Origin of the sequence: Paraoerskovia marina DSM 21750, assembly GCF_000701465.1 — a bacterium.
GTDB classification, from domain to species: domain Bacteria; phylum Actinomycetota; class Actinomycetes; order Actinomycetales; family Cellulomonadaceae; genus Paraoerskovia; species Paraoerskovia marina.
On sequence record NZ_JNIY01000003.1, the window covers coordinates 748,586 to 773,105 of the forward strand.

At 71.7% G+C, this 24,520-nt stretch carries 21 protein-coding genes; 12 read left to right on the forward strand and 9 right to left on the reverse strand.

The features are described from left to right. The first annotated feature begins 4 nt into the window (after nucleotides 1–4). Genes tsaB through Q343_RS0103610 form a run of 3 tightly spaced genes read left to right on the forward strand, consistent with a single transcriptional unit; the run spans nucleotide 5 to nucleotide 2,132 of the window. Nucleotides 5–709: a tRNA (adenosine(37)-N6)-threonylcarbamoyltransferase complex dimerization subunit type 1 TsaB gene (tsaB, locus tag Q343_RS0103600; RefSeq protein ID WP_029252220.1), complete on the forward strand. Its 705-nt coding sequence runs from the start codon at nucleotides 5–7 to the stop codon at nucleotides 707–709. After that, complete coding sequence (gene rimI, locus Q343_RS0103605; protein ID WP_029252221.1) at nucleotides 706–1,260, forward strand: ribosomal protein S18-alanine N-acetyltransferase; 555 nt, start codon at nucleotides 706–708, stop codon at nucleotides 1,258–1,260. The genes tsaB and rimI overlap by 4 nt, the downstream gene beginning before the upstream one ends. Continuing rightward, on the forward strand, nucleotides 1,257–2,132 hold the full coding sequence (locus Q343_RS0103610; protein WP_029252222.1) for a sulfurtransferase: 876 nt from the start codon (nucleotides 1,257–1,259) through the stop codon (nucleotides 2,130–2,132). Before rimI ends, Q343_RS0103610 begins: the two co-directional genes overlap by 4 nt. On the opposite strand, the gene Q343_RS0103615 is transcribed toward Q343_RS0103610, so the two are convergent. Then, nucleotides 2,133–2,750: a malonic semialdehyde reductase gene (locus Q343_RS0103615; RefSeq protein ID WP_029252223.1), complete on the reverse strand. Its 618-nt coding sequence runs from the start codon at nucleotides 2,748–2,750 to the stop codon at nucleotides 2,133–2,135. 98 nt (nucleotides 2,751–2,848) lie between these two features. Between Q343_RS0103615 and tsaD the strand changes: the two genes are divergently transcribed. Beyond that, complete coding sequence (gene tsaD, locus Q343_RS0103620; protein WP_029252224.1) at nucleotides 2,849–3,898, forward strand: tRNA (adenosine(37)-N6)-threonylcarbamoyltransferase complex transferase subunit TsaD; 1,050 nt, start codon at nucleotides 2,849–2,851, stop codon at nucleotides 3,896–3,898. A gap of 1 nt (nucleotide 3,899) precedes the next feature. Here tsaD and Q343_RS0103625 read toward each other — a convergent pair whose 3' ends face one another. Together Q343_RS0103625 and Q343_RS0103630 are read right to left on the reverse strand one after the other, a co-directional pair. Beyond that, nucleotides 3,900–5,036, reverse strand: coding sequence for a glutamate--cysteine ligase (locus Q343_RS0103625; protein WP_029252225.1), 1,137 nt, complete (start codon nucleotides 5,034–5,036; stop codon nucleotides 3,900–3,902). Continuing rightward, entirely contained in the window at nucleotides 5,033–6,289 is a 1,257-nt protein-coding gene (locus Q343_RS0103630) for a THUMP-like domain-containing protein (protein ID WP_029252226.1), read from the reverse strand. Before Q343_RS0103630 ends, Q343_RS0103625 begins: the two co-directional genes overlap by 4 nt. 216 nt (nucleotides 6,290–6,505) lie before the next feature. Here Q343_RS0103630 and groES point away from each other — a divergent pair, with 216 nt between their 5' ends. Then, complete coding sequence (gene groES, locus Q343_RS0103635) at nucleotides 6,506–6,802, forward strand: co-chaperone GroES (RefSeq protein ID WP_029252227.1); 297 nt, start codon at nucleotides 6,506–6,508, stop codon at nucleotides 6,800–6,802. 172 nt (nucleotides 6,803–6,974) lie between these two features. On the opposite strand, the gene Q343_RS0103640 is transcribed toward groES, so the two are convergent. Next, the gene (locus Q343_RS0103640; protein ID WP_029252228.1) at nucleotides 6,975–7,265 is read right to left on the reverse strand and encodes a WhiB family transcriptional regulator; all 291 of its coding nucleotides are present in this window, start codon (nucleotides 7,263–7,265) and stop codon (nucleotides 6,975–6,977) included. 161 nt (nucleotides 7,266–7,426) lie between these two features. On the opposite strand from Q343_RS0103640, the gene Q343_RS0103645 reads away from it, so the two are divergent. Beyond that, nucleotides 7,427–8,602 carry a MerR family transcriptional regulator gene (locus tag Q343_RS0103645; RefSeq protein WP_029252229.1) on the forward strand — a complete coding sequence of 392 codons (1,176 nt, stop codon included), beginning with the start codon at nucleotides 7,427–7,429 and terminating at the stop codon, nucleotides 8,600–8,602. A gap of 44 nt (nucleotides 8,603–8,646) precedes the next feature. Then, nucleotides 8,647–10,176: an IMP dehydrogenase gene (gene guaB / locus Q343_RS0103650; RefSeq protein WP_231959214.1), complete on the forward strand. Its 1,530-nt coding sequence runs from the start codon at nucleotides 8,647–8,649 to the stop codon at nucleotides 10,174–10,176. Between the two features lie 91 nt (nucleotides 10,177–10,267). On the opposite strand, the gene Q343_RS0103655 is transcribed toward guaB, so the two are convergent. Beyond that, nucleotides 10,268–11,806, reverse strand: coding sequence for a helix-turn-helix domain-containing protein (locus Q343_RS0103655; protein WP_029252231.1), 1,539 nt, complete (start codon nucleotides 11,804–11,806; stop codon nucleotides 10,268–10,270). 107 nt (nucleotides 11,807–11,913) lie between these two features. Next, on the reverse strand, nucleotides 11,914–12,618 hold the full coding sequence (locus Q343_RS0103660; RefSeq protein ID WP_029252232.1) for an exonuclease domain-containing protein: 705 nt from the start codon (nucleotides 12,616–12,618) through the stop codon (nucleotides 11,914–11,916). A 141-nt stretch (nucleotides 12,619–12,759) separates the two neighbouring features. Between Q343_RS0103660 and Q343_RS0103665 the strand changes: the two genes are divergently transcribed. Genes Q343_RS0103665 through Q343_RS0103675 form a run of 3 tightly spaced genes read left to right on the forward strand, consistent with a single transcriptional unit; the run spans nucleotide 12,760 to nucleotide 16,142 of the window. Continuing rightward, complete coding sequence (locus Q343_RS0103665; RefSeq protein WP_029252233.1) at nucleotides 12,760–13,311, forward strand: DJ-1/PfpI family protein; 552 nt, start codon at nucleotides 12,760–12,762, stop codon at nucleotides 13,309–13,311. 51 nt (nucleotides 13,312–13,362) lie between these two features. Beyond that, nucleotides 13,363–14,487: a GuaB3 family IMP dehydrogenase-related protein gene (locus tag Q343_RS0103670; protein ID WP_029252234.1), complete on the forward strand. Its 1,125-nt coding sequence runs from the start codon at nucleotides 13,363–13,365 to the stop codon at nucleotides 14,485–14,487. A 35-nt stretch (nucleotides 14,488–14,522) separates the two neighbouring features. After that, nucleotides 14,523–16,142 carry a succinic semialdehyde dehydrogenase gene (locus Q343_RS0103675; RefSeq protein WP_029252235.1) on the forward strand — a complete coding sequence of 540 codons (1,620 nt, stop codon included), beginning with the start codon at nucleotides 14,523–14,525 and terminating at the stop codon, nucleotides 16,140–16,142. 13 nt (nucleotides 16,143–16,155) lie between these two features. Here Q343_RS0103675 and Q343_RS0103680 read toward each other — a convergent pair whose 3' ends face one another. From Q343_RS0103680 to Q343_RS0103690, 3 genes are all read right to left on the reverse strand, one after another. Further along, nucleotides 16,156–17,397: an acetate/propionate family kinase gene (locus Q343_RS0103680; RefSeq protein WP_043109207.1), complete on the reverse strand. Its 1,242-nt coding sequence runs from the start codon at nucleotides 17,395–17,397 to the stop codon at nucleotides 16,156–16,158. Beyond that, complete coding sequence (gene pta / locus Q343_RS0103685; RefSeq protein WP_029252237.1) at nucleotides 17,394–19,496, reverse strand: phosphate acetyltransferase; 2,103 nt, start codon at nucleotides 19,494–19,496, stop codon at nucleotides 17,394–17,396. Before pta ends, Q343_RS0103680 begins: the two co-directional genes overlap by 4 nt. 298 nt (nucleotides 19,497–19,794) lie before the next feature. Beyond that, nucleotides 19,795–22,275 (reverse strand): phosphoketolase family protein, encoded by a 2,481-nt coding sequence (locus Q343_RS0103690; RefSeq protein WP_029252238.1) that lies wholly within the window; start codon nucleotides 22,273–22,275, stop codon nucleotides 19,795–19,797. Between the two features lie 151 nt (nucleotides 22,276–22,426). On the opposite strand from Q343_RS0103690, the gene Q343_RS0103695 reads away from it, so the two are divergent. Both Q343_RS0103695 and Q343_RS0103700 read left to right on the forward strand, forming a co-directional pair. Then, nucleotides 22,427–23,266 carry an SURF1 family protein gene (locus Q343_RS0103695; protein ID WP_043109209.1) on the forward strand — a complete coding sequence of 280 codons (840 nt, stop codon included), beginning with the start codon at nucleotides 22,427–22,429 and terminating at the stop codon, nucleotides 23,264–23,266. A 74-nt stretch (nucleotides 23,267–23,340) separates the two neighbouring features. Further along, the gene (locus tag Q343_RS0103700; protein WP_029252240.1) at nucleotides 23,341–24,519 is read left to right on the forward strand and encodes a Ca2+-dependent phosphoinositide-specific phospholipase C; all 1,179 of its coding nucleotides are present in this window, start codon (nucleotides 23,341–23,343) and stop codon (nucleotides 24,517–24,519) included. The last annotated feature ends 1 nt before the right edge of the window (nucleotide 24,520 follow it).

A 24,520-nucleotide genomic window follows, 5' to 3' on the forward strand; every position in this document is an offset into this window, starting at 1 on the left:
AGCCGTGGCAGTTCTGAGCATCGACACGTCCGCCGCGGTCGCCGCCGCCGTCGTCCGCGAGGACGGCGCGCGCCTCGCGTCCGCCGTCGTCCCCGAGCAGCGCCGGCACGCGGAGCTGCTCGCACCGATGGTCGCCGACCTCCTGCTGGAGGCGTCGATCACGCCCGCCGACCTGACGGCCGTCGTCGGCGGGACCGGCCCGGCGCCGTTCACCGGTCTGCGCGTCGGCCTCGTGACCGCCCGGACGACGGCGCTCGCCCTCGGGATCCCCGTGCTGGGCGTACCGAGCCTCGACGCGGTCGCCGTGCAGGCGGTGGCCGACCTGGGTCTGCTGCCCGACGCCGAGGTCCTGGTCGCCACCGACGCCCGGCGTCGGCAGGTGTACTGGGCGCGCTACTCCGTGCTCTCGACGGCCGCGACGTACGGCGTACCGGACCTGCGCCGCACGGACGGGTTCGACGTCGCCGCTGCCGCGGACCTCCGTACCGACGGCGCGACGGTGGTCGGTCAGGGTGCCGCCCTGTACCCCGACGCCCTCCTCGCACCCGAGGACGCCCCGCAGACTCCCGACCCCGTTCTCCTGGCCCGGATCGCGCTGGCCCGCCGCGCCGCCGGCGTCGAGCAGCCGACCGAGCCGCTGTACCTGCGCCGGCCCGACGTGCAGGTGCCCGCACCGCGCAAGCGGGCCGTACCGGTGGAGAACGCATGACGGTCCTCGACCCCGTGCCCGAGCGACGCATCGCCGGGCCCCGCGGCGGCACCATCCGGCTGCGGGCCCTCGAGGCCCCCGACCTGCGCCGCGTCGTCGTGCTCGAGCAGCGGCTCTTCGGCCGGGGCGCCTGGACGTACGGCATGCTCGCCGAGGAGCTCGGCGGCCCCGGCCGCTGGTACGTGGCGGCCGAGCCCGAGCCGCTCGACGCCGCAGGGCCGCAGGAGATCGTCGGCTACGCCGGACTCTGGTTCGACGGCGACGTCACCCAGATCATGACGATCGGGGTCGACCCCGCGGCACAGCACCAGGGCGTCGGGACGCTCCTGCTCGACGCCCTCGTCGAGCGCTCCCGCGTCCTGCGGGCCTCGGCCGTGCTGCTGGAGGTCGCGGTCACCAACGACGCGGCCCTCGCGATGTACGCCAAGCACGGCTTCGAGCAGATGGGCCTGCGTCGGCGCTACTACCAACCCGGGAACGTCGACGCGTACACGATGCGCCTCGAGCTGCGCGAGACTCCCGGACCCGTCGGTGCGGAGGCCGTCGAATGACACGCGAAGACGTCCTGGTCAGCCCCGAGCGCCTCGCGTGGGAGCTCGGCTTCGGTGAGCACCCGCACGACTCCGGGGCGTTCGACGACGTCGAGCCGCCCGTCCTCCTCGACGTCCGGTGGGCGCTCGGGCAGGACGACGGGCACGAGCGGTACCTCGAGGGGCACCTGCCCGGGGCGGTCTTCGTCGACATGGAGCTCGAGCTCGCCGGCCCCGCGTCCCCCGCGGCCGGCCGCCACCCGCTCCCGGCCCCCGAGGTCTTCGAGCAGGCGGCGCGGAGCTGGGGCGTGCGTGAGGGCGCACCGGTCGTCGTCTACGACGCCACGGGCGGGACGGCCGCCTCCCGTGCCTGGTGGCTCCTGCGATGGGCCGGGCACACCGCCGTCCGGATCCTCGACGGTGGGCTGCCCGCCTGGGTGCGAGCCGACCTTCCCACCGAGTCCGGCGAGGTGCTCGCCGAGCGCGGGGACGTCGTCGTGCGCCCCGGGGGGATGCCGGTCCTCACCGCGAGCGACGCGGCGCTCCTGACCCGCTCCGGGGTGCTGCTCGACGCGCGGGCCGCCGAGCGGTTCCGCGGCGAGGTCGAGCCGATCGACCCCCGGGCCGGTCACGTCCCCGGGGCACGGAGCGCGCCGACCCACGAGAACCTCGACGACGCGGGCTCCTTCCTGGCCGACGAGCGGCTCCGGGAGCGGTTTGCGGCCGTCGGGGTGCTCCCGGGGGTCGACGTCGGCGTGTACTGCGGATCCGGCGTCACCGCCGCGCACCAGGTCGCGGCGCTCGCGGCCGTGGGCATCGACGCGGCCCTGTACCCCGGCTCGTGGTCGCAGTGGTCCCACGACGACGCACGGCCGGTGGCCACGGGCGAGTAGCTAGATCGTGCTGATCGCCTGGGCGGCGTCCAGGCGGGGCGTGCGCGGGTGCGGCGTGCCCGGACCGTCGGCGACGGCGACGTTGACCACGAGCAGCGAGCGCCAGCCGTTCTCGGAGAAGAACTCGGCGTCGACCCCGGCGAAGTCCATGCCGTTCATCGGGCCCGTCGAGAGGCCGGCCGCGCGCAGCGCGAGGATGAGGTAGCCCGCCTGGAGCAGCGCGTTGGTCCGTGCCATCTCCTCCCGGACCTCGGGCATCTCCGCGAACTTGTCGCCCATGCCCGGGACCTGCGGGAACAGGGTGTCCATGTGCCGGTGGAACGCGGGGTCGTAGGCGACGACGAGCGAGAGCGGAGCGGCCGAGACCCGGGCCTGGTTCCCCTCGGCCATGTGCGGGACGAGGCGCTCGCGCGCCTCGGGGCTACGGACCGAGAGCAGCCGCAGCGGCTGCGTGTTCATGGCCGTGGGGGCCATCTTGACCAGGTCGTAGACGGCGGCGATCTGTGCGTCCGTGACCTCGGCGTCCGAGTACTCGCGGATCGTGCGCGCCTCGCGGAAGAGGAGGTCCGCGGTCGCGTCGTCGATGGCCAGGTCGTGGGTGAGGGTGTCGATGCTCATACCTGGGTGAACCGGGCGGCCGCGTCTGAGAGTCCCGGATCGGGCGTGACGTGCACGACATCGCACGGGGGCCGTCCGGACCCGACTATCCTCGGAGCATGGCTTCTGGTGACCCCCTGGTCCTCGGTATCGAGACGTCCTGCGACGAGACGGGCGTCGCGCTCGTCCGTGGCGACGAGCTGCTCGTCGACGCGGTGGCGTCGTCCATGGACGAGCACGCCCGCTACGGCGGCATCATCCCCGAGGTCGCGTCGCGTGCGCACCTGGAGGCGATGGTCCCCACGATCCAGCGTGCGGTCGGCCAGGCGGACGTCGACCTGAGCGAGGTCGACGCGATCGCGGTCACCGCCGGTCCGGGCCTGGTCGGTCCGTTGACGATCGGGGCCGCTGCGGCCAAGTCTCTCGCCGTGGCCCTCGGCAAGCCGCTCTACGGGGTCAACCACGTCGTCGGGCACGCCGCCGTCGACCAGCTCGTCGACGGGCCGTTCCCCGACCGCGTGATGGCGCTCGTCGTCTCCGGGGGGCACTCCTCGCTCCTGCTGGTCGACGACATCGCGACGTCCGTCACCGAGCTCGGTTCCACGCTCGACGACGCGGCGGGGGAGGCGTTCGACAAGGTCGGTCGCCTGCTGGGCCTGCCGTACCCCGGCGGACCCCACATCGACCGTCTCGCGCGGGAGGGTGACCCGACCGCGATCCGGTTCCCGCGAGGGCTCACGGCGCGCAAGGACCAGGAGAAGCACGCGTACGACTTCTCGTTCTCCGGCCTGAAGACGGCCGTGGCCCGTTGGGTCGAGACGCGCCAGGACGCGGGGGAGGCGTTCTCGCTCGAGGACGTCGCCGCGTCGTTCGCGGAGTCGGTGGCGGACGTCCTGACGGCCAAGACGATCGCCGCGTGCGAGCGCCACGGTGTCGACACCCTCGTGATCGGCGGCGGGTTCTCCGCCAACTCGCAGCTGCGGGACATGGCGCGGGCACGGTGCGCCGAGGCGGGCATCGACGTGCGGATCCCGCCGATCAGGTTCTGCACCGACAACGGGGCCATGATCGCGGCCCTCGGGTCCGCCGTCGTGCGGGCAGGCGTCGCGCCGTCGTCCCTGGACATCGGGGTGGACTCCTCGATGCCGCTGACCACCGTCTCGGTCTGAGCTACAGCGGGCGCCCGGCCCGCATCTCCTTGACGAGGGACCCGACGACGGCGTCGAACGCCCCGGCGTTGCGTCGGGCCACCGCGCGCTGGCGCTGGTACGACGCACCGCGGCGCAACGTGACCTTGAGGTCGGCGAGCTCGTCGGCGCACCCCAGGCGCGCGGCGACGGGCGCCAGGTCGGTCACGAGGTCGTCGATCGCGTCGGTCACGAGGCGCTCGTCGCCCGCGGCGTTGGTGATGATGATCGCGTCCATGCCGTAGCGGGCGGACCGCCACTTGTTCTCCTGCAGGAACCACGGCGGCAGGGACGGGAGCTCCCTGCCCTCGTCGATCATCGTGGAGAAGTGCTCGACGAGGCAGTGGGTGAGTGCCGCGATCGCGCGCAGCTCGGTGATGTTCGTGATGCCGTCGCAGACCCGCATCTCCAGGGTGCCGAAGTGGGGGGCGGGGCGGATGTCCCACCGGACCTCGTCCCAGGAGTCGATGACCCCGGTGTGCAGCATGTCGTCGACGTAGTGCTCGAGCTCGTCCCAGTCGTTGAACTGGAAGCCGAGGCCCGCCGTCGGGAGCTGCTGGAACATCAGCGCGCGGTTCGAGGCGTAGCCGGTGTCCTTGCCGCCCCAGAACGGCGACGACGCGGAGAGCGACTGCAGGTGCGAGAAGAAGCAGTGCATCGCGCGCTGGATCGGCAGGACCTTGTCACGGTCCTCGATGCCGACGTGGACGTGCACGCCGTAGATCAGCATCTGCCGGCCCCACCACTGCGTGCGGTCGATCAGGGTCTGGTACCGCTTCTTGTCGGTGACCTTCTGGTGGTCCCACCGGGCGAACGGGTGCGTGCCCGCGCACATCAGCTCGACGCGCAGGGGGTCGGTCACCGAGCGGATGCGGGTGATCGCACGCTCCAGGTCGTCGGCCGCCTCGCGGACCGTGCGGCGGGGCTCGCTGACGACCTCCACGGTGTTGAGCAGCAGTTCCTGCCGCAGGTTGGCGTCGAGGTCGCCCTGCTCGTCCGTCATGGCGTCGAGCACGGTCGCTGCCACCTGCCGGAGGTCGCCGGAGTCCGCGTCCACGAGTGCGAGCTCCCACTCGATCCCGATCGTGGACCGCTCCGAGGGGGTGAACTCCAGCGTCATCGACGGCCGTCCTTCCGGTGCGCGTGGGCGTGGGGCTCGACGACCAGCACCGTCTGGGCACCGGCCACCCTCGTGAGGATGATCGTCGCTTCCGCGGATCCTCGCAGATCGAGCTGGCGGCGCAGCTGCTCGGGGACGACGGCGGTGCCGCGCTTCTTGATGGTCAGTCGCCCGACGTCCCGCTCGCGGAGGTAGGCCTTGAGCCGCTTGAGGCCGAACGGGAACGTGTCGAGCACGCGGTATCCGGTCGCGAGGCCCGCGGCGAGCCCGTTCGCGGCGGGCGGGACCACCTCGTCGGTGGTGACGTAGGCGATCGTCCGGTCGACCAGGCGTCCGCCGAGGCGCTCCGCGGCGTGCGCGACGAGCCCCGCGCGGATCACCGCTCCGTCCGGCTCGTAGAGGTGCGCCCCGAGCCCGCCGACCTCCGGGGCGAGGTCGAGGTCGCCCCGCACCGTCTCGGCGACGGTCGTCGGCCCGTCGTCCCCGTGGACGGTGGCGAGCACGAGCGCGCTGTGACCGGGCCCGTCCGGAGCCAGCGGCCCGAACCAGATCCCGGCCTCCACGACGTCGCCGTCGACCGAGACCCACTGCGTCTCGGCGTCCTGGGGCAGGCCGGCGTGCGCGATCCCGGGACCGACCTTGATCCCGACGGCAGGGACGACGTCGCGCAGTCCCCACACGTCGTCGAGCGGCGGGGCGTAAGCCTTCGGGTCGACGATGCGCGCCCCGCGCCGGGTCCGGCGCGCCGGGTCGGCGAAGACGGCGTCCACGCCCTCGGCCGCGAGGTCGAGACCCAGACCGTCGGCGTGGCGCACCACGGCGGTGGGGAAGTGGCGGAGGTTGACCGTCGCGATCGCCGCCGTCGCCTCGTCGATGTCGGTGGCCAGCACCCGGAGCCCGGCCCCGGCGAACGTCATGGCGTCGGCGCCGATCCCGCAGGTGAGGTCGGCGACGTGCGACGCACCGGCGTCGTGGAACCGGCGCGCGTGGCGTGCGGCGACGACGAGCCGGGTGGCCTGCTCGAGCCCCGCCTGCGTGAACAGCATGCCCTCGGCGAGGTCGCCGAACTTGGCGCGGCCGTCGGCACGGAGACGGGACTGCGTCATCGCCGCCGCGGCGAGCGCCGGGTCCACGCCCTTGGCCCGCAGGCCCTCGAGGAGGACCATCGCCTCGGACTCGTCGTACGGCGGCAGGGCGTTCAGGAGCGACCAGCCCTCGGGCGTGAGCAGCGGCGTCAGCGAGGCGGCATCCATGCCGTGAGTCTTTCACGCGCGGGGGCGCCCGGACCGAGTTCTGGCACTCGTGTTGACCGAGTGCTAAGCGGGGCATAGATTTGTCAGTGGATCATCGTCGGCGATCGCGTCGCGACGATCCACGCACACACCAGTCCGGTCGGCACCCGCGACGACGCCCGGTCCAGGAGTGCACTTCCATCCGTTGAAGTTCTCACTGCGAAAGGGAGGTCCGACGTGTCGGTCTCCATCAAGCCGCTCGAGGACCGGATCGTCGTGAAGGCCCTCGAGGCCGAGACCACGACCGCTTCCGGTCTCGTCATCCCCGACACCGCCAAGGAGAAGCCCCAGGAGGGCGAGGTCCTGGCGGTCGGCCCGGGCCGCATCGACGACAAGGGCAACCGAGTCCCCGTCGACGTCGCCGTCGGCGACAAGGTCATCTACAGCAAGTACGGCGGCACCGAGGTGCGCTACGACGGCGACGACTACCTCGTCCTGTCGGCTCGCGACGTGCTGGCGGTCGTCGTCCGCTGACGCACCGCACCACGTCGAAGGCCCCGCGATCCTCATTGGTCGCGGGGCCTTCGTCGTGCTGCGTCAAGAATGTGCTGTGTCGAGGATGCTCGGTGAGTTGTTCAGGGTCGCGTCACTGTGAGAGCTGGCGACGGGTGGCGAGGTGGTGCGTCGGCACGCGGACCGAATCCGGTCAGACGGCCTTGCCGGCGCGCTCGGCGAGGATCGCGCTGCGCTCGTCCTCCGAGAGCCCGCCCCAGACGCCGTAGGGCTCGCGCACGCGGAGCGACTGCTCGCGGCACTCCATCATCACGGGGCAGCTGTGGCAGATGGCCTTGGCCGCGTCGGCACGGCGCCGGCGGGTCGAGCCACGCTCGCCCTCGGGGTGGAAGAACAGCGTGTCGTCGACGTCTCGGCATGCGCCCTGGTACTGCCACTCCCAGAGTTCCATGACCGGACCTGGCAACCTCGAAATCTCCGTCATGCGGATCAACATACAAGCGTTGCAGAAGTTGTTCAAGGGGCTGCGGGTGACGAACTTCTCGTCAACCCCGATCGGGGGCAAACCGCGCCATAGTCGCGCCGTCTGCGATTCCCCGGCGAGGCGCGCTAGCCGGTGGCACTTTTGCTCTGCACAATCGAGGCATGACGCAAACCCGGCCCCCGTCCGACGACGGAGATTCCAGTGCATCGGGAACCCGTGGACCAGCGCTGACCGTCGCCGCCGTCGCCCGTCGGCTCGGCGTCGCGCCGGCGACCCTGCGGACCTGGGACCGGCGCTACGGCCTGGGTCCCTCCGGCCGGACCGCGGGCTCGCACCGGCGGTACACGGCGGAGGACGTCGCGCGACTGCTCGTCATGCGTGGACTCACGCTCGAGGGTGTCGCACCGGTCGACGCGGCGCAGGCGGCGCTCGAGGCGGACCTCAGCAACGTCGACCCGTCGGAGGACCTGGCTCGCGTCACCGCCGCGGCGACCGACGACGCGGCCACCGCTCTCGCCGGTGGGTCGGAGCCGGGGGAGAGCGCAGGGCCGGAGGGTGACGAGAAGCCTGCCGCTCGTGGATTCCTCCGGGCGGTTCCCGACGCGCCCGGCTCGTCGGACGAGCCGGGGGGTTCGAGGCCGCCGCGGCAGTCGCCCGGTGGAGCGAGCGGGGCGGGCGGGACGACGGCACGCGCGGACGTCTCGGACATCGTCGACGCGGCCACCGCCTACGACGAGGCCGCCTGTGCCACGCTCCTGGAGATCGGCGTCGAGGGCGACCCCGGGACGTGGTGGACCGGGCTGGTCGAGCCCGCGTTCCGGAGGCTGTACGAGCGCACCGTCCTGGCGGGCGCCGGCGAGGACCCCGTGGTCGGGCTCGCCAACGCGACGCTCGACGCCCTGCGGCGCTACAGCCGTGCGCGCGAGGAGGCCATCGTCTCCGCCGGCGGGCCCCCGGCCAACCACCCCAGCCGGATGCGCAAGCTCGTCCTGATCTTCGTCGCGCCGGAGGAGCGGTTGCCGATGGCGGCCCACGCGCTCGCCGCGGCGCTCAACGCGCAGGGTGCGGCGACGCGGATCGTCACCGGCCCGACCAACGCGCACCGCTCGTGCGAGCTCGTGACGATGGTCCGGCCCGCGGCGATGGTGACCGTGACGTCGCTCCCGCGCCCCGAGCTCGACATCGTCAGCGCCGTCCACGAGGCCAACCCCGACCTGCCCATCTTCGTCGGGGCGAGCGCGGACAGCGCCGCACGTGACCTGCCTCTCGCGTCCACGGTGCTGCGCGTGCGGTCGTTCACCGGGCTCCTGCACGAGGTGCTCGCGCTCGTCCGGTGAGAACCCGTGACCGTCGGTCACGCCGTCGGCCGTAGGATTGAGGCGTGACGGACCCGATCGCTGACTCCCGCCCCCTGGACCACGACCCGTTCGGCTTCACGGGCCTGACGTATGACGACGTGCTGCTGCAGCCCGGATACTCAGACCTGGCGCCGACGGACATCGACACGACGACGCGGCTGACGCGCGAGATCTCCATCCGCGTGCCGCTGATCTCCGCCGCCATGGACACCGTGACCGAGTCGCGGATGGCCATCGCCATGGCACGCCAGGGAGGCATCGGTGTGCTGCACCGCAACCTCTCCATCGAGGACCAGGCGTACCAGGTCGACCTGGTGAAGCGGACGCAGACCGGGATCATCTCGAACCCGGTCACGATCAACGCGGACGCGACCCTCGAGCAGCTGGACCAGCGGGCCGGGGAGTACCGGATCTCCGGCTTCCCCGTCGTCGGCAAGGACGACGTCCTGATCGGCATCGTCACCAACCGCGACCTGCGGTTCACCCCCGTCGCGGAGTGGGCGACCACCACGGTCGCCGACGTGATGACGCACATGCCCCTGATCACCGGGCCGGTCGGGATCTCGCGCGACGACGCGACGATGCTGCTGCGCCGGCACAAGCTCGAGCGCCTGCCGCTGATCGACGACGCGGGACGGCTCGCGGGGCTCATCACCGTCAAGGACTTCGTGAAGTCCGAGCAGTTCCCGAACGCGTCCAAGGACGGCCAGGGTCGGCTGCTCGTGGGTGCGGCGATCGGCTACTTCGGGGACGCGTGGGAGCGTGCGACGACGCTCGTCGAGGCCGGTGCCGACGTGCTCGTGGCCGACACCGCGCACGGCAACGTCCGCATGCTCATCGACATGGTGCGCCGTCTGAAGACCGACCCGGCCACCCGCCACGTCCAGGTGATCGGCGGCAACGTCGCGACGCAGCAGGGCGCGCAGGCCTTCGTCGACGCGGGTGCCGACGCCGTGAAGGTCGGCGTGGGCCCCGGCTCGATCTGCACCACGCGGATCGTCACCGGGGTGGGGGTGCCTCAGGTGACGGCCGTCTACGAGGCGTCGAAGGCCGCACGTCCGGCCGGCGTGCCGGTCATCGCCGACGGCGGCATGCGGCACTCCGGGGAGATCGGCAAGGCCCTCGTGGCCGGCGCCAACGCCGTCATGCTCGGGTCGATGCTCGCTGGCACGGAGGAGTCGCCCGGCGACACGATCCTCGTCAACGGCAAGCAGTACAAGGCCTACCGCGGCATGGGCTCGATGGGTGCCATGTCCTCGCGCGGCAAGAAGTCGTACTCCAAGGACCGCTACTTCCAGGCCGAGGTCGCAAGCGACGACATGATCGTCCCCGAGGGCATCGAGGGGCAGGTGCCCTACAAGGGCACGCTCACCGCGGTGGCCCACCAGCTCGTCGGCGGTCTGCACCAGACGATGTTCTACGTCGGTGCCCGGACGGTCCCCGAGCTGCAGGAGAAGGGGCGCTTCATCCGGATCACCGCGGCCTCCCTGCAGGAGAGCCACCCGCACGACGTCCAGATGACGGTCGAGGCACCGAACTACGCCGGACGGTAGGCAGGGCCCGGGGCCTGCCTCCCGGAACCGTACGACGACGGCCGGTCACCGACAGGGTGACCGGCCGTCGTCGTACGGCGTGCGGGGTGGCTCAGTCGCGGAACGTCTCGATCTGCGCCCCGAGCTCGCGCAGCCGGTCGGCGAGCTGCTCGTACCCGCGGGCGATGATGTCGACGTTGCGCAGCTCCGACTCGCCCTTGGCCGCGAGCATCGCCAGCAGGATCACGACGGCGGGCCGCAGCGCGGGCGGGCAGCTCACCTCGGCGCCCGACCAGCGGGTGGGGCCCGTGACGTCGAGCCGGTGGGCGTCGAGGAGCCGGACGTTCGCGCCGAGGCGCGTGAGGTCGGTCAGGTGGATCGCGCGGCCGTCGTAGACCCAGTCGTGGACCAGCGTGCTGCCGTCCGCGCAGGCGGCGATGACGACGAAGAACGGCAGGTTGTCGATGTTGAGTCCCGGGAACGGCATCGGGTGGATCGTGCCCTGCGAGGCGACGAGGTCGCTCGGGTAGACGGTGATGTCGACAAGGCGGGTGCGCCCGTTGCGGGCGAGGTACTCCGGGGACTCCTCGTAGCGGAGTCCCATCTCGGCGAGCATCGCGAGCTCGATCTCCATGAACTCGATCGGGACGCGCTGGACGGTGATCTCCGAGTGCGTGACGATCCCTGCGGTCAGGAGGCTCATTGCCTCGACCGGGTCCTCGGAGACGGCGTACTCCACGTCGACGTTCACGTCCGTGACGCCGTGCACGCGGAGCGTCGTCGTGCCGATGCCCTCGATCCGGATCCCCAGCAGGTCGAGGTAGAAGCAGAGGTCCTGGACCATGTAGTTGGGTGAGGCGTTGCGGATGGTGGTCACGCCGTCGTGGCACGCTGCCGCCATGATCGCGTTCTCCGTGACGGTGTCGCCGCGCTCGGTCAGCACCACGGTGACGTCCCCGGTCCGGGGCGTGACCGCGGCCTCGTAGAAGCCGTCCGTGGCGGTCACGGCGAGGCCGAACGGCCGCAGCGCGATCATGTGCGGCTCGACGGTGCGGGTGCCGAGGTCGCAGCCCCCGGCGTACGGGAGCCTGAACTCGTCCTCCAGACCCAGCAGAGGGCCGAGGAACATGATGATCGAGCGCGTGCGCCGTGCCGCCTCGGTGTCGATGTTGGTGAGGTCGAGGTGGTCGGGGCGGACCAGCTCCAGGTCGCGACCGTTCGCCGACCACGTCGCCCGGACGCCGACGCTCGTCAGGACGTCGAGGATGCGGTCGACCTCCACGATCCGTGCGACGTCGCGCAGCGTCGTCCGGCCGCGGTTGAGGAGCGAGGCGCACAGCAGCGCGACCGCGGCGTTCTTCGAGGAGTTCACGCGGATGCTGCCGCTGAGCTGCTGACCGCCGGTCACGCGCAGGTGGGAGTGCTTGGGTCCGCCCAGGGTGACGAGCTCGGTCGAGAGCGCCTCGGAGATCCGCGTGATCATGTCCAGGCTGATGTTCTGTGCGCCCTGCTCCACCCGGTGGACGGCGCTCTGGCTGGTGCCGAGGCGCTCGGCCAGCTGGGCCTGGGTGAATCCACGGTGCTGGCGCGCGCCGCGGATGAGCGTGCCGACCTGGACCAGGTGTGCGGGGGTCTCCTCAAGAGTGGTCATGCGGCGACGTTAACTCACAGATGAGATGCCGAGGGGCATCGAACCGCGTCTTCGAGGGTTCTTCACGAGATGTGCACAGCCCGGCATTCGAATGGTGAGTTGGCGGCCTATGCGCTACACGGCCAGGCGACCGAGGCTCCCTCGCCCTCGAACCCCTGCCGTCGACGCCACTCGTTGAAGTTCGTCGCCCACTCGCGGTGCGCGGCGACCTGGAACTCGTGCAGCTCCGGCAGCGCCTTCGTGGTGACGTCCGGGTGCCGGGCGACGATCGCCGCGAGCACGTCCAGGGTGGCGATGACGTCGACGTCGGCCGAGTGCAGGCCGGCTGCACCGGCGACGACGCCGTACTCGTCGCAGAGGTTCCCGAGCCGTCGCTTGCCGCGACGGTAGCGGTCGAGGCCGCGGTCGAGCACCAGCGGGTCGATCACGGGGCTGACCGGCCGGCCGATCCGGTCGGAGATCGTCGGCAGGTCGTGGCGGCCGAGCTCCGCGTCGAGGATCGAGAGGTCGAACGACGCGTTGTAGGCGACGACCGGGACGCCACGATCCAGCTCCGCGGCGATGGCCCGGGCGATCTCCTCGAGCGCCTCGGCCGGCGGCCGGCCGTGCTCGCGGGCGTGCTCGGTGCTGATCCCGTGGATGGCCGCCGCCTCGGTCGGGATCTCGACACCCGGGTCGATCAGCCACGTGCGCACCGAGGTGGTGTCACCCTCGCGCAGGACCAGCGCCGCCGTGACGATCCGGTCGGTCGCGACGCCCACCCCTGTCGTCTCGGTGTCGAAACCCAGCAGAGGCCCGGTGCTCCAGGTCATGTCCACGCCCTTCGTCGTCGTCGCCGGGTGTCCCCGACGACTCCGAGGCAACCACGAGCCTCCGACAGTCGTCCGCACGGCCCGGCGTGCGATCTCCGCACGGACGGACGAGAGTTGACCCAGACGGACAGTGGAGGGTCGATGGAGTCCAGGGTGTTGGTGCTCACGTCGGACGGCGGCGTGGAACGGGTCGAGCTCACCGAGCCGTGGCGAGAGCTCGAGGGCCGCGGGGCGACGTTGACGCACGTGGCCACGGGCCGCGAAGTCGGGCTCGTGGACGCGGACCTCGACGCGTCCGGGACCCGGACGGCCGACGTGCTGCTGGGCGACGCCGACGTGCCGGACCTCGTCGCGGAGCACGAGCTGCTGCTCGTGCCCGGCGGGACGGTCAACGCGGACCGGCTGCGGACGGAGGACGGCGCGGTCGCCCTCGTCCGGGCGTTCGCCGAGGCGGGCCGGCCGGTCGCCGCGATCTGCCACGGGCCGTGGCTCCTCGTCGAGGCGAACCTGGTCCGGGGCAAGGATCTGACCTCGTTCCCGAGCCTGCGCACCGACGTCGTGAACGCCGGGGGGACGTGGCACGACCGGGCGCCCGTGATCTGCACCCGGCGGGGCTGGACCCTCGTCACGGCCCGCAGCCCCGAGGACCTCGAGGAGTTCTCGGACGCCGTCTGCGACATCCTCGGACTGTGACGCGCCGGACGCGGGCCGGGCGGGGGCGCGGCTGGCCGGTAGGCTGTCCGGGTGAGCAACGAGATCGAGATCGGCCGTGGAAAGCGTGGTCGCCGCGCATTCTCCTTCGACGACATCGCGGTGGTGCCCTCGCGGCGCACGCGCGACCCGAAGGACGTGTCCGTCGGGTGGCAGATCGACGCCTACCACTTCGACCTGCCGATCGTCGCGGCGCCGATGGACTCGGTGATGAGCCCGGCCACGGCCGTCCAGCTCGGCAAGCTCGGTGGCCTCGGCGTCCTCGACCTCGAGGGCCTGTGGACCCGGTACGAGACCCCGGAGCCGTACCTCGCCGAGATCGCCTCGCTCGCACCCGCCGACGCGACCCGGCGCATGCAGGAGCTCTACGCGGAGCCGATCAAGGCCGAGCTGATCACGCAGCGGCTCAAGGAGATCCGTGACGCGGGCGTCACCGTCGCCGGTGCGCTCTCCCCGCAGCGCACCCAGGAGCACTACCAGACCGTCGTCGACGCCGGTGTCGATCTCTTCGTCATCCGCGGCACCACGGTCTCGGCGGAGCACGTCTCGGGCAATGCCGAGCCGCTCAACCTCAAGCGCTTCATCTACGAGCTCGACGTCCCCGTGATCGTCGGCGGAGCCTCCACCTACACGGCCGCGCTGCACCTCATGCGGACCGGTGCCGCGGGCGTGCTCGTCGGGTTCGGCGGCGGCGCCGCGCACACCACGCGCGTCTCGCTCGGCATCCACGCCCCGATGGCGACCGCGGTGGCCGACGTCGCGGCGGCGCGGCGCGACTACCTCGACGAGTCGGGCGGACGCTACGTCCACGTCATCGCCGACGGCGGGGTCGGGCACTCCGGGGACATGGTCAAGGCCGTGGCCTGCGGTGCCGACGCCGTCATGCTCGGCGCAGCGCTGGCCCGGGCCGACGAGGCGCCCGGTCGCGGCTGGCACTGGGGCCCCGAGGCGCACCACTCGCAGCTGCCGCGCGGCGAGCGCGTCGAGGTCGGCAACCACGGCCCGCTCGACGAGATCCTCTTCGGTCCCGGACGTCAGGCCGACGGCACCACGAACATCGTCGGTGCGCTGCGCCGGGCGATGGCGACCACGGGATACTCGGACCTCAAGGAGTTCCAGCGCGTCGAGGTCGTCGTCTCGCCGTACCAGCCGCGCTGACCGTCGGGGTCGTACCCGCCGGATAACCTGGGGGCATGGACAACCCTTCCGCGCTCTCCGCCTCCGCCGGCCCGCTGGACCCGGAGCACCCCGCGTCGTCGTACGCCCTGGAGCCCGACGTCGCGACGCCGCTGATCGCGCGCATCGTCACCTCGCAGACCAGCGGGACGCACACCTCCGAGCTCCCGTTCACGGGCGCGCCGCTGGTGACGTTCCCGACCTCGTCGGACGACGACGTCGAGCTGGCGTTCTCCCGGGCACGCGCCGCACAGCCGTCGTGGGCGGCCACGGCACTGCGGGAGCGTACCGCCGTGCTGCGACGGTTCGCCGACCTGGTGCTCGAGCGTCAGACCGAGGTGCTGGACATCGTCCAGATGGAGACCGGCAAGTCGAGGACGAGCGCGTTCGACGAGGTCGCGTACTGCTCGGTGGCGGCCCGGCACTTCTCCGTGCGTGCAGGTCGATATCTCGCGGACCGGCGCGAGCCGGGCATGTTCCCGGTCCTCACCTCGGTGACGGTCGACCGTCGCCCGGTCGGCGTCGTCGGCGTCGTGTCCCCGTGGAACTACCCGCTGACGCTCTCGGTGTCCGAGCTCCTCCCCGCGCTGGTCGCGGGCAACGCCGCCGTGCTGCGGCCGGATCCCCAGACGACGCTGACCGCGCTCTGGGCCGTCGAGCTCCTCGCCGAGGCAGGGCTGCCCGACGGCGTGGTCCAGGTGGTCGCCGGTGGCGGCGAGATCGGGGCGGCCGTCGTGGACCGGGCCGACCACATCGCCTTCACGGGGTCCACCCCGACGGGCCGGGTCGTCGGTCGCCGGGCCGGGGAGCGCCTCATCGGCGCAACCCTCGAGCTGGGCGGGAAGAATCCCCTCTACGTGGCCGACGACGTCGACCCGGTGCTCGCCGCGTCCGGGGTGGCGCGTGCGTGCTTCGCGAACACCGGCCAGCTCTGCGTCTCGATCGAGCGGCTCTACGTCCACGGGGACGTCCTCGACGAGTTCCTCGAGGTGTTCGTCCCGCTCGTGCGCGACCTGCGCCTCGGGACGGGGCTCGACTACGGCTACGACATCGGGTCCCTGACGTCGCAGGCCCAGCTCGACCGCGTGCAGGGGCACGTCGAGGACGCGGTCGCCCGCGGTGCGCGGGTGCTCGCCGGCGGGGTGCACCGCACCGACGTCGGGCCGTACAGCTATGCGCCCACCGTGCTCAGCGACGTTCCCGACGACGCGGTGTGCACGACGGAGGAGACGTTCGGGCCGGTGGTCGCGATCACGGTCGTGGGCTCGGACGACGAGGCCGTCGAACGCATGAACGCGACGCAGTTCGGGCTCAACGCGAGCGTGTGGACCGGCGACACGCGCCGTGGCCGTCGCATCGCGGCCCGGATCGACGCGGGCACCGTCGGCGTCAACGACGGGTTCACGTCGGCGTGGGGCTCGGTGGGCGCACCCCAGGGCGGCCACAAGTCGTCGGGCCTCGGGCGGCGCCACGGCCGGGAGGCGATCGAGGCGATGACCGAGTCGCGGAGCATCGTCGTCCAGCGCGGCGTGATGCGCGGACTGAGCCTGGACACGCTCTACGACACGGGCGCAGCCCGGGCGACGGGCCTGCTCACCGGCGCGCTGCGGCTGATGAACAGGCTCCGCCTGCCGTAGGGGCTCTCGCCCGTCAGGCGCCGGTGGCCTCCAGGCACTGGCGGGCGATCGCCAGCTCCTCGTTGGTGGGGATCACCATGACGGTGGTCCGCGCCCACTCGGGAGAGATCACGCGCGGCTCGCTGATCCGCCCGGCGTTGCGCTCCGGGTCGACGGCAAAGCCGAATCCCTCGAGCCCCTCCATCACGCGGGAGCGGACGACGTCGTCGTTCTCGCCGGCCCCGGCCGTGAAGACGATGACGTCGACGCGGCCGAGGACCGCGGCGTAGGCGCCGATGTACTTGCGGAGCCGGTGCAGGTAGACGTCGAGCGCGAGCTCCGCGTCCTCGTCTCCCTCGGCGATGAGCTCGTGCAGCGCACGGAAGTCGTTCTCGCCGCTCAGCCCCTTGAGCCCCGACTGCTTGTTGAACAGCGTGTCGACCTCGTCGACGTCCATCCCCGCGTTGCGCATCAGGTGGAAGACGACGGCGGGGTCGATGTCGCCCGTCCGGGTGCCCATGACGAGGCCCTCGAGGGGCGTCAGGCCCATCGAGGTCTCGACCGCCGCCCCGCCGCGCACCGCGGACGCGGAGGCCCCGTTGCCGAGGTGCAGGACGATCTGGTTCAGGTCCTCGAGGCGCCGACCCAGGACTCGTGCGGCCTTCCCGGAGACGTAGTTGTGCGACGTGCCGTGGAAGCCGTACCGGCGGATGCCGTGCTCCTCGGCGACGTCCTTGTTCAGGGCGTACGTCGCGGCAGCCTCGGGCAACGTCGCGAAGAAGGCGGTGTCGAAGACCGCGACGTGCGGGACGTCAGGCAGGAGCTCGCGGGCCACCTCGATCCCCGTCGCGTTCGCCGGGTTGTGCAGCGGGGCGAGCGGGATCAGGTCGCGGATCTGCCGGAGCACGTCGTCGTCGATCAGGGTCGGCTCGGAGAAGATCGCCCCGCCGTGGACGACACGGTGCCCGACCGCGCGGACGTGAGCGTCCTCGATCGACGGGCCGACCTCCTCGAAGATGCCGAGCGCGAGCCGCAGGGCGTCACCGTGGTCGGCGATCGGCTGCTCGCGCACCGTCGCGTTGCCGGCGAACTTGTGCTTGAGGAGCCCGGGGCCGTCCTCGCCGATCCGCTCGACCAGGCCCGTGGCGATCGCCTCACCGCCCACCGGGTTGACGAGCTGGTACTTCAGGGACGACGAGCCGGAGTTGAGGACGAGGACCGACCCGTGGGCGCCTCGTGCGGTGGTGACGCCGTCGCCGGCGGGAAGTGTGCTCATGCGGGGTCTCCCTGAGAAGTTCCGGCCTGCGCCTGGATGGCGGTGATGGCGACGGTGTTGACGATGTCCTGGACCAGCGCGCCGCGCGAGAGGTCGTTGACGGGCTTGTTCAGGCCCTGCAGGACCGGGCCCACGGCCACGGCGCCGGCTGAGCGCTGGACGGCCTTGTAGGTGTTGTTGCCCGTGTTCAGGTCCGGGAAGATGAACACGGTTGCCTTGCCCGCGACGTCGGACCCGGGCATCTTCGACGCGGCGACGCTGGCGTCGACGGCCGCGTCGTACTGGATCGGGCCCTCGACGAAGAGGTCCGTCGAGCGCTCCCGCACCAGGGCGGTCGCGTCCCGGACCTTCTCGACGTCGGCACCCGAGCCGGACGCGCCCGTCGAGTAGGACAGCATCGCGACCTTCGGGTTCACACCGAACTGCGCGGCGGTCGCGGCCGACGAGATGGCGATGTCTGCGAGCTCGGTCGCGGACGGGTCGGGGTTCACGGCGCAGTCCCCGTAGACGAGCACGCGGTCCTCCAGGCACATCAGGAAGACGGACGAGACGACCGAGACGCCGGGAACGGTCTTGATGATCTCGAACGACGGCCGGATCGTGTGGGCCGTGGTGTGCGCGGCACCGGAGACCATCCCGTCCGCGTCGCCCATGTGCACCATCATGGTGCCGAAGTAGGAGACGTCGGTGACGATCTCCCGAGCCCGCTCGACGGTCATGCCCTTGTGCGCCCGCAACCGTGTGTACTCCGCGGCGAACCGGTCGACGTACGCCGGGTCGTGCGGCGACAGGATGCGCGCCGCCTCGATGTTGAGGCCCAGCTCGATCGCGCGCGAGCGGACCTCCGGCTCCTCGCCGAGGATCACGAGGTCGGCGACCTGCCGGCCGAGGAGCGTCGAGGCCGCCCGCAGGATCCGGTCGTCAGAACCCTCGGGGAGCACGATCCGCTTGCGGTCCGCCCGCGCCCGCGACAAGAGCTCGTACTCGAACATCAGCGGCGTGACCGTGTCCGGGCGGGGGACGTCGAGGTGCTGCAGGAGCGTGGCGCCGTCGACGTTCTGCTCGAACAGGGCCAGGGCCGTGTCGATCTTGCGCTGCGAGTCCTTGGTCACCCGGCCCCGGACGCGGGACGCGGCGCTCGCGGTCCGGAACGTACCCATCTCCGTGCGGATGACGGGAAGGCGCGGGTCGAGGTCGGCGATCAGGTCGGCGCTCGTGGGCGGCGGGTAGAAGCCGCCGTTGAGCACGATGCCGGCGATCGACGGGAAGCCCGGGGCGGAGTGCGCCGCGATCAGGCCGATGAGGAGCTCGGCGCGGTCGCCGGGGGTGATGATCAGGGCGCCGTCCGTGATGCGCTCGAGGAGGTGCTCGAGGCTCATCGCGCCGACGAGGACGTCGAGGACCTCGCGGCCCAGCAGCTCGCGGTCGCCGAAGACGAGCCGGCCGTCGACGGCCTCCATCATCGCCTGGACGGTCGGTGCGGTCAGGAACGGCTCGTCCGGGATCGCCCAGGACGGCAGGTCGAGGGCGTCGAGCTCGGACCGGACGGTCTCGAGGTCCGTGGGGGTGCAGCGGTTGGCGATCACGCCGACCGGCTGTGCGTGGTTGGCCTGCAGCTCGCCCACGGACACCTCGGCGAGCTGGCGGATGCCCCCGGCATCGCGGTTCCTGCCCGAGACGACCAGGAGGACGGGGGAGCCGAGGTTCGCGGCGACGCGGGCGTTGAAGGCGAGCTCGGTCGGGCCGGCGATGTCGGTGTAGTCCGTGCCGATCACCACGACGACGTCGCACACGGCCGCCACCGCGTGGTAGCGGGACAGGATCCGGCTCAGCGCGGCGTCCGGGTCGGCGTGGACGTCCTCGTAGGTCACGCCGATCGCGTCCTCGTAGGCCAGGTCGACGCCGTCGTGCGCGAGGAGGAGCTCGAGGACGTAGTCGCGGTCCTCGGCGGCGTCGCCGCGTGCGGTGTTCCGCGCGACCGGTCGGAACACCCCGACGCGGGTCGCGCGCCGGACGAGCTGGTCCAGGACCCCCAGAGCGACCGTCGACTTTCCGGTATCGCCCTCGGGGCTGGTGATGTAGACGCTGCGTGTGTTCACGGCTCGGCTCTCGCTCGACGATGGTGGTACCCATTCCATCGCATTGCACCGGTGAGTGCACGGGGTTCCGGCCCGCGAGAGCCGTGGTCTCGGTCTCAGTTCGCCGAGGACGGTCGGGAAACGCGCGGCTGGGGGCGGTTCGACGGTCGTGCGGTGCGCTCCCCGGAGTTGCTGGAGCCGGTCTCTGGTGGTGAAGGCCGCGCTGACCGACACGATGCCTGGGCGTGGCGATCTCTTGGTGCGGGGCGAGCCGGGGTGCGGCGGAGCGCTGATGCGCTCGCCGCACCCCGGCTACCGTTTATTCGTTGTCGCCCCCCGTGGCGGCATTCGCGTCGACGTCCTGGCCGAGCCCGGCGGCCGCGGCCTCGGGCCAGACCCAGTCGCGGACCTCGGGGATGTCCTCCCCGTGCAGCCGGGTGTACTGCCGCGCGCCGAGCCGTGAGTCCACCATCCGCTGACGCAGGCTCGCCCGGCTGGTCCGGAGGCCCGGGACGCGGTCGATCACGTCGATCACCAGGTGGTAGCGGTCGAGGTCGTTGAGCATCACCATGTCGAACGGAGTTGTGGTGGTGCCCTCCTCCTTGTACCCGCGCACGTGGATGTTCGAGTGCCCGGTGCGGCGGTAGGTCAGGCGGTGGATCAGCCACGGGTAGCCGTGGTAGGCGAAGATGACCGGCTTGTCGGGCGTGAAGATGGTGTCGAAGTCGGAGTCGCTGAGTCCGTGCGGGTGCTCCTTGGCGTCCTGCATCCGCATCAGGTCGACGACGTTGACCACGCGGACCTTGAGCTCCGGGATCTCGCGGCGCAGGATGTCTGCCGCCGCGAGAACCTCCAGCGTGGGGACGTCCCCGGCGCACCCGAGGACGACGTCGGGCTCCTCGCCCTCGGTCTCGGTGCCGGCCCAGTCCCAGATGCCGAGCCCGCGGGTGCAGTGGGCGACGGCCTGGTCCATGGTCAGGAAGTCGGGCGCAGGCTGCTTGCCCGCGACGACGACGTTCACGTACTGCTTGGACCGCAGGCAGTGGTCGTACGTCGACAGCAGCGTGTTGGTGTCCGGCGGCAGGTAGACGCGGACGATCTCGGCCTTCTTGTTCACGACGTGGTCGATGAAGCCCGGGTCCTGGTGGCTGAAGCCGTTGTGGTCCTGGCGCCACACGTGGCTGGAGAGCAGGTAGTTCAGGCTGGCGATCGGTCGACGCCACGGGATCTCGTCCGTCACCTTCAGCCACTTGGCGTGCTGGTTGAACATGGAGTCGACGATGTGGATGAACGCCTCGTAGCAGTTGAACAGGCCGTGGCGGCCCGTGAGGAGGTAGCCCTCGAGCCACCCCTGGCACTGGTGCTCCGAGAGCATCTCCATGACGCGGCCGGCGCGGGCGAGGTGGTCGTCGACCTCGGGGCCCTCGAACTCGGCGTTCCACTGCTTGTCCGTGGCGTCGTAGACGGCCTGCAGGCGGTTCGACGCGGTCTCGTCCGGTCCGAAGATGCGGAAGTTGTCCGGGTTCTGGCGGATCACGTCGGTGAGCCACTGGCCAAGCACCTTCGGTGCTTCGGTCATGCCGCTGCCGGGGACCGGGACGTCGACGCCGTACTCGCGGAAGTCGGGCAGCCGCAGGTCCTTGAGGAGCTGGCCGCCGTTGGCGTGCGGGTTCGCGCTCATCCGGAGCTCACCGGTCGGTGCGAGCTCGCGGATGTCCGCGGCGACGCGACCCTCGTCGTCGAAGAGCTCGTCCGGGCGGTACGAGCGCAGCCACTGGTCCAGCACCTCGAGGTGCTCGGGGGTGTCCCGTGCGTTGGCCAGCGGGACCTGGTGCGCGCGCCAGGATCCCGTCGTCTTCTTGCCGTCGATGTAGTCGGGCCCGGTCCAGCCCTTCGGGGTCCGGAAGACGATCATCGGCCAGCGCGGGCGGTCCACGTCCCCGGAGGCGGCCCGGGCCTTGATCTCGGCGATCTCGTCGAGGACCGTGTCGACCATCGTGGCGAAGCGTCGGTGGACCTCGGTGTGCGACTCGTCGTCGAATCCGGCGACGAACACGTGCGGCTCGTGGCCGTAGCCCCGCATCAGGGCGACGAGCTCGTCGTCGTCGATGCGTGCCAGCACGGTCGGGTTGGCGATCTTGTACCCGTTCAGGTGCAGGATCGGCAGCACGACCCCGTCCTGGGCCGGGTGGACGAACTTGTTCGAGTGCCAGGAGGTCGCGAGCGGCCCGGTCTCGGCCTCGCCGTCGCCCACGACCGCGGCGACCAGCAGGTCCGGGTTGTCGAACGCGGCACCGTAGGCGTGCGAGAGCGCGTAGCCGAGCTCGCCGCCCTCGTGGATCGACCCGGGCGTCTCGGGTGCGACGTGCGACGGGATCCCGCCCGGGAACGAGAACTGGCGGAAGAGCCGACGCAGGCCCTCCGTGTCCTCGGTGATCGCGGGGTAGATCTCGGAGTAGGTGCCGTCGAGGTAGGCGGAGGCGACCAGGCCGGGACCACCGTGGCCGGGGCCCGTGATGAAGATCGTGGACTGCTGCCGCTCGGCGATCGCGCGGTTCAGGTGCGCGTAGAGGAAGTTCAGGCCGGGCGTGGTGCCCCAGTGACCGAGAAGACGTGGCTTGACGTCGTCGACGTCGAGCGGCGTGGTCAGGAGGGGGTTCGCGAGGAGGTAGATCTGGCCGACGGACAGGTAGTTGGCGGCCCGCCACCACCGGTCGATCCGCTCGAGCGTCTCCGCGGACACGTCGCCGTGCCCGGCGGCCCATGCGTCCGTGGCGGGGCGGGGGGTGGTCAGGCTCATCACGCACTCCATTTCGCAGGGGACTGCTGGTACCTCCATCCAACCTCAGGTCGGCGAGTCACGCGCGCTTGTGAACATCTTCGCAAGTGTGATGTCCGACGTCACTCCGGGCGATGCGGAGGTGCGGCCGACGCGCGGTTACCGTAGTGGCGTGTCCTCGACCGAACCGCGCGTGTCCTTCTGGCAGGTGGCGCGTCGCCCCCGGATGATCGCGCTCCTCCTTGTCTTTCTCGTCGCAGCCGGCGCGTGCGCGCGCCTGGGGATCTGGCAGATCGACCGGGCCCAGGCCAAGGGCGAGCTCGCCGAGAAGCAGGCCGCCCTCGAGGCGGCGGAAGAGGGTCCGGAAGGACTTGGCGTGCTGCTGCCGCCGCAGACGACGATCGCCGGCAGCCTCGTCGGTCGGACGGCCTGGGTCGAGGGGACGTACGAGGACGAGCAGTTCCTCGTCCCGGACCGCGTCCTCGACGGCGAGGACGGGATGCTCGTCCTCAGCCCGCTCCGGGTCACCGACGACGGGACCGACGGCGAGTCCTGGGCCGACCTCTCCGGTCCGCCCGTGCTCGCGGTCGTGCGGGGCTGGGTCCCCGCCGGGACCGAGATCGACGATCCTGCGCTCGAGACGCCCGACGGCGTCGTCCGGCTCACCGGCTACCTGCAGGCGGGCGAGGCCTCGGCCGATGACACGACCCTCCCCGAGGGGCAGGTCGGCGCCGTCTCGACCGCCGAGCTCGCCAACGTCTGGGGGTCACCGATCTACAGCGGGTACCTCGTCGAGCGGTCCTCCGAGCCCGAGCAGGTCAGCCCGGACGACGGCGGTCCCGAGCCGTTGCCGCGTCCGACGATCTCCGGCGGCGAGGGGTTCGACCTCCGCAACGCCTTCTACGCGCTGCAGTGGTTCGTCTTCGGCGGGTTCGCCGTGCTCCTGTGGGTGCGGCTCGTGCGGGACGAGGCGTCCGGTCGGCGCGGGCTCGCGCAACTCCCGATCGACTGACCGTCGGACGCGCGCCGGACCGGCGCGGTGGTGTGACTTGGATCGCACCTCGGTGATGCGCTAGACATGCGCCCATGACTCAGCCTCCGTCCGTCGAGACGGCTCCGAGCTCGCTCGCGAAGCCGCGCGACACCCGTACGCGTGCGTCGCGCCGGGTACTGATCGCTGTGGCCGGTGTCCTCGGCGCGGCGGTCATGCTGACCGGTGCCCTCGTCCTCTATCTGCTCGCCCAGGGATGGACGAGCGCCTCCGCCCAGACGCAGCGCCTCGACGACGCGAGGGCCGAGGTGGCGGGGCTCGCGGACGGTGAGGTCGCCGCCTGGACCGACCCGGCGGGGGACGCCACCGTGAGCGATCACCTGGCGTACGACGACCTCCAGGTGATCGGGACGCACAACTCCTACGTGGAGGAGCCGACGTGGCTCCAGCTCCAGCTGATCGGACTCGTCGAGCCCGCGTCGAAGAGCACGCTGCGCTACGGGCACGACCCGCTCTGGGACCAGCTGGAGGACGGCGTGCGCAGCATCGAGTGGGACGTGCGCGACCACGGTGACCGGTTCTCGATGGCGCACGTCCCACTGGTCGCGAACCGCGGGACCTCGCCGGACCTCGAGCTCGCGCTCGAGGAGCTCGGGCTCTGGTCGTCCTCGCACCCGGACCACCTGCCGGTCAGTCTGATGGTCGAGTTCAAGAAGGACTACGCGTTCCTCGACCCGAGCCTGCAGGCGTTCGACGCCGACTCCTACGACCGGTGGGACGCGCTCCTCGAGGAGTCGCTCGGTGAGGCGCTCTTCACGCCCGACGACCTGCGGGGCTCCGCGCCGTCACCGCGGGACGCGGTCGAGACGACCGGCTGGCCGACCGTCGGAGAGCTGCGCGGGCGGATCCTCGTGTTCGCGTGGGACGACGAGGAAGTGCGCGAGCAGTACCTCGCCGGACACGAGAACCTCCGCGGCCGGGCGATGTTCACGTCGTCGCGGACGGGTGGGTCGGACGCAGTCTTCGCCGTGCACGACGACCCCCACGACGCCGCGATCGCCGACGCGGCGGCGGCCGGGATCGTCGTCCGCACACGGACCGACGCCGACCTCGACGTGGGCGGCGACGACCTCGCGGCGGCGTTGGCCTCGGGCGCGAACATTCTGTCGACCGACTTCCCCGCGAGCGAGGCCGACCCGGTCAGCGGCTATGCGGCGACGTTCGCCGACAGCCCCGCCACGGCCCGAGCCGTGCCGGGGCGGGCGACGGACTGAC

Excerpts from the sequence above, each read along its gene's own strand:
- rimI (WP_029252221.1), top strand. The coding sequence starts at position 706 with ATGACGGTCCTCGACCCCGTGCCCGAGCGACGCATCGCCGGGCCCCGC.
- Q343_RS0103610 (WP_029252222.1), top strand. The coding sequence starts at position 1,257 with ATGACACGCGAAGACGTCCTGGTCAGCCCCGAGCGCCTCGCGTGGGAG.
- Q343_RS0103615 (WP_029252223.1), bottom strand. The coding sequence starts at position 2,750 with ATGAGCATCGACACCCTCACCCACGACCTGGCCATCGACGACGCGACC.
- tsaD (WP_029252224.1), top strand. The coding sequence starts at position 2,849 with ATGGCTTCTGGTGACCCCCTGGTCCTCGGTATCGAGACGTCCTGCGAC.
- Q343_RS0103625 (WP_029252225.1), bottom strand. The coding sequence starts at position 5,036 with ATGACGCTGGAGTTCACCCCCTCGGAGCGGTCCACGATCGGGATCGAG.
- Q343_RS0103630 (WP_029252226.1), bottom strand. The coding sequence starts at position 6,289 with ATGGATGCCGCCTCGCTGACGCCGCTGCTCACGCCCGAGGGCTGGTCG.
- Q343_RS0103640 (WP_029252228.1), bottom strand. The coding sequence starts at position 7,265 with ATGACGGAGATTTCGAGGTTGCCAGGTCCGGTCATGGAACTCTGGGAG.
- Q343_RS0103645 (WP_029252229.1), top strand. The coding sequence starts at position 7,427 with ATGACGCAAACCCGGCCCCCGTCCGACGACGGAGATTCCAGTGCATCG.
- Q343_RS0103655 (WP_029252231.1), bottom strand. The coding sequence starts at position 11,806 with ATGACCACTCTTGAGGAGACCCCCGCACACCTGGTCCAGGTCGGCACG.
- Q343_RS0103660 (WP_029252232.1), bottom strand. The coding sequence starts at position 12,618 with ATGACCTGGAGCACCGGGCCTCTGCTGGGTTTCGACACCGAGACGACA.
- Q343_RS0103665 (WP_029252233.1), top strand. The coding sequence starts at position 12,760 with ATGGAGTCCAGGGTGTTGGTGCTCACGTCGGACGGCGGCGTGGAACGG.
- Q343_RS0103675 (WP_029252235.1), top strand. The coding sequence starts at position 14,523 with ATGGACAACCCTTCCGCGCTCTCCGCCTCCGCCGGCCCGCTGGACCCG.
- Q343_RS0103680 (WP_043109207.1), bottom strand. The coding sequence starts at position 17,397 with ATGAGCACACTTCCCGCCGGCGACGGCGTCACCACCGCACGAGGCGCC.
- Q343_RS0103690 (WP_029252238.1), bottom strand. The coding sequence starts at position 22,275 with ATGAGCCTGACCACCCCCCGCCCCGCCACGGACGCATGGGCCGCCGGG.
- Q343_RS0103700 (WP_029252240.1), top strand. The coding sequence starts at position 23,341 with ATGACTCAGCCTCCGTCCGTCGAGACGGCTCCGAGCTCGCTCGCGAAG.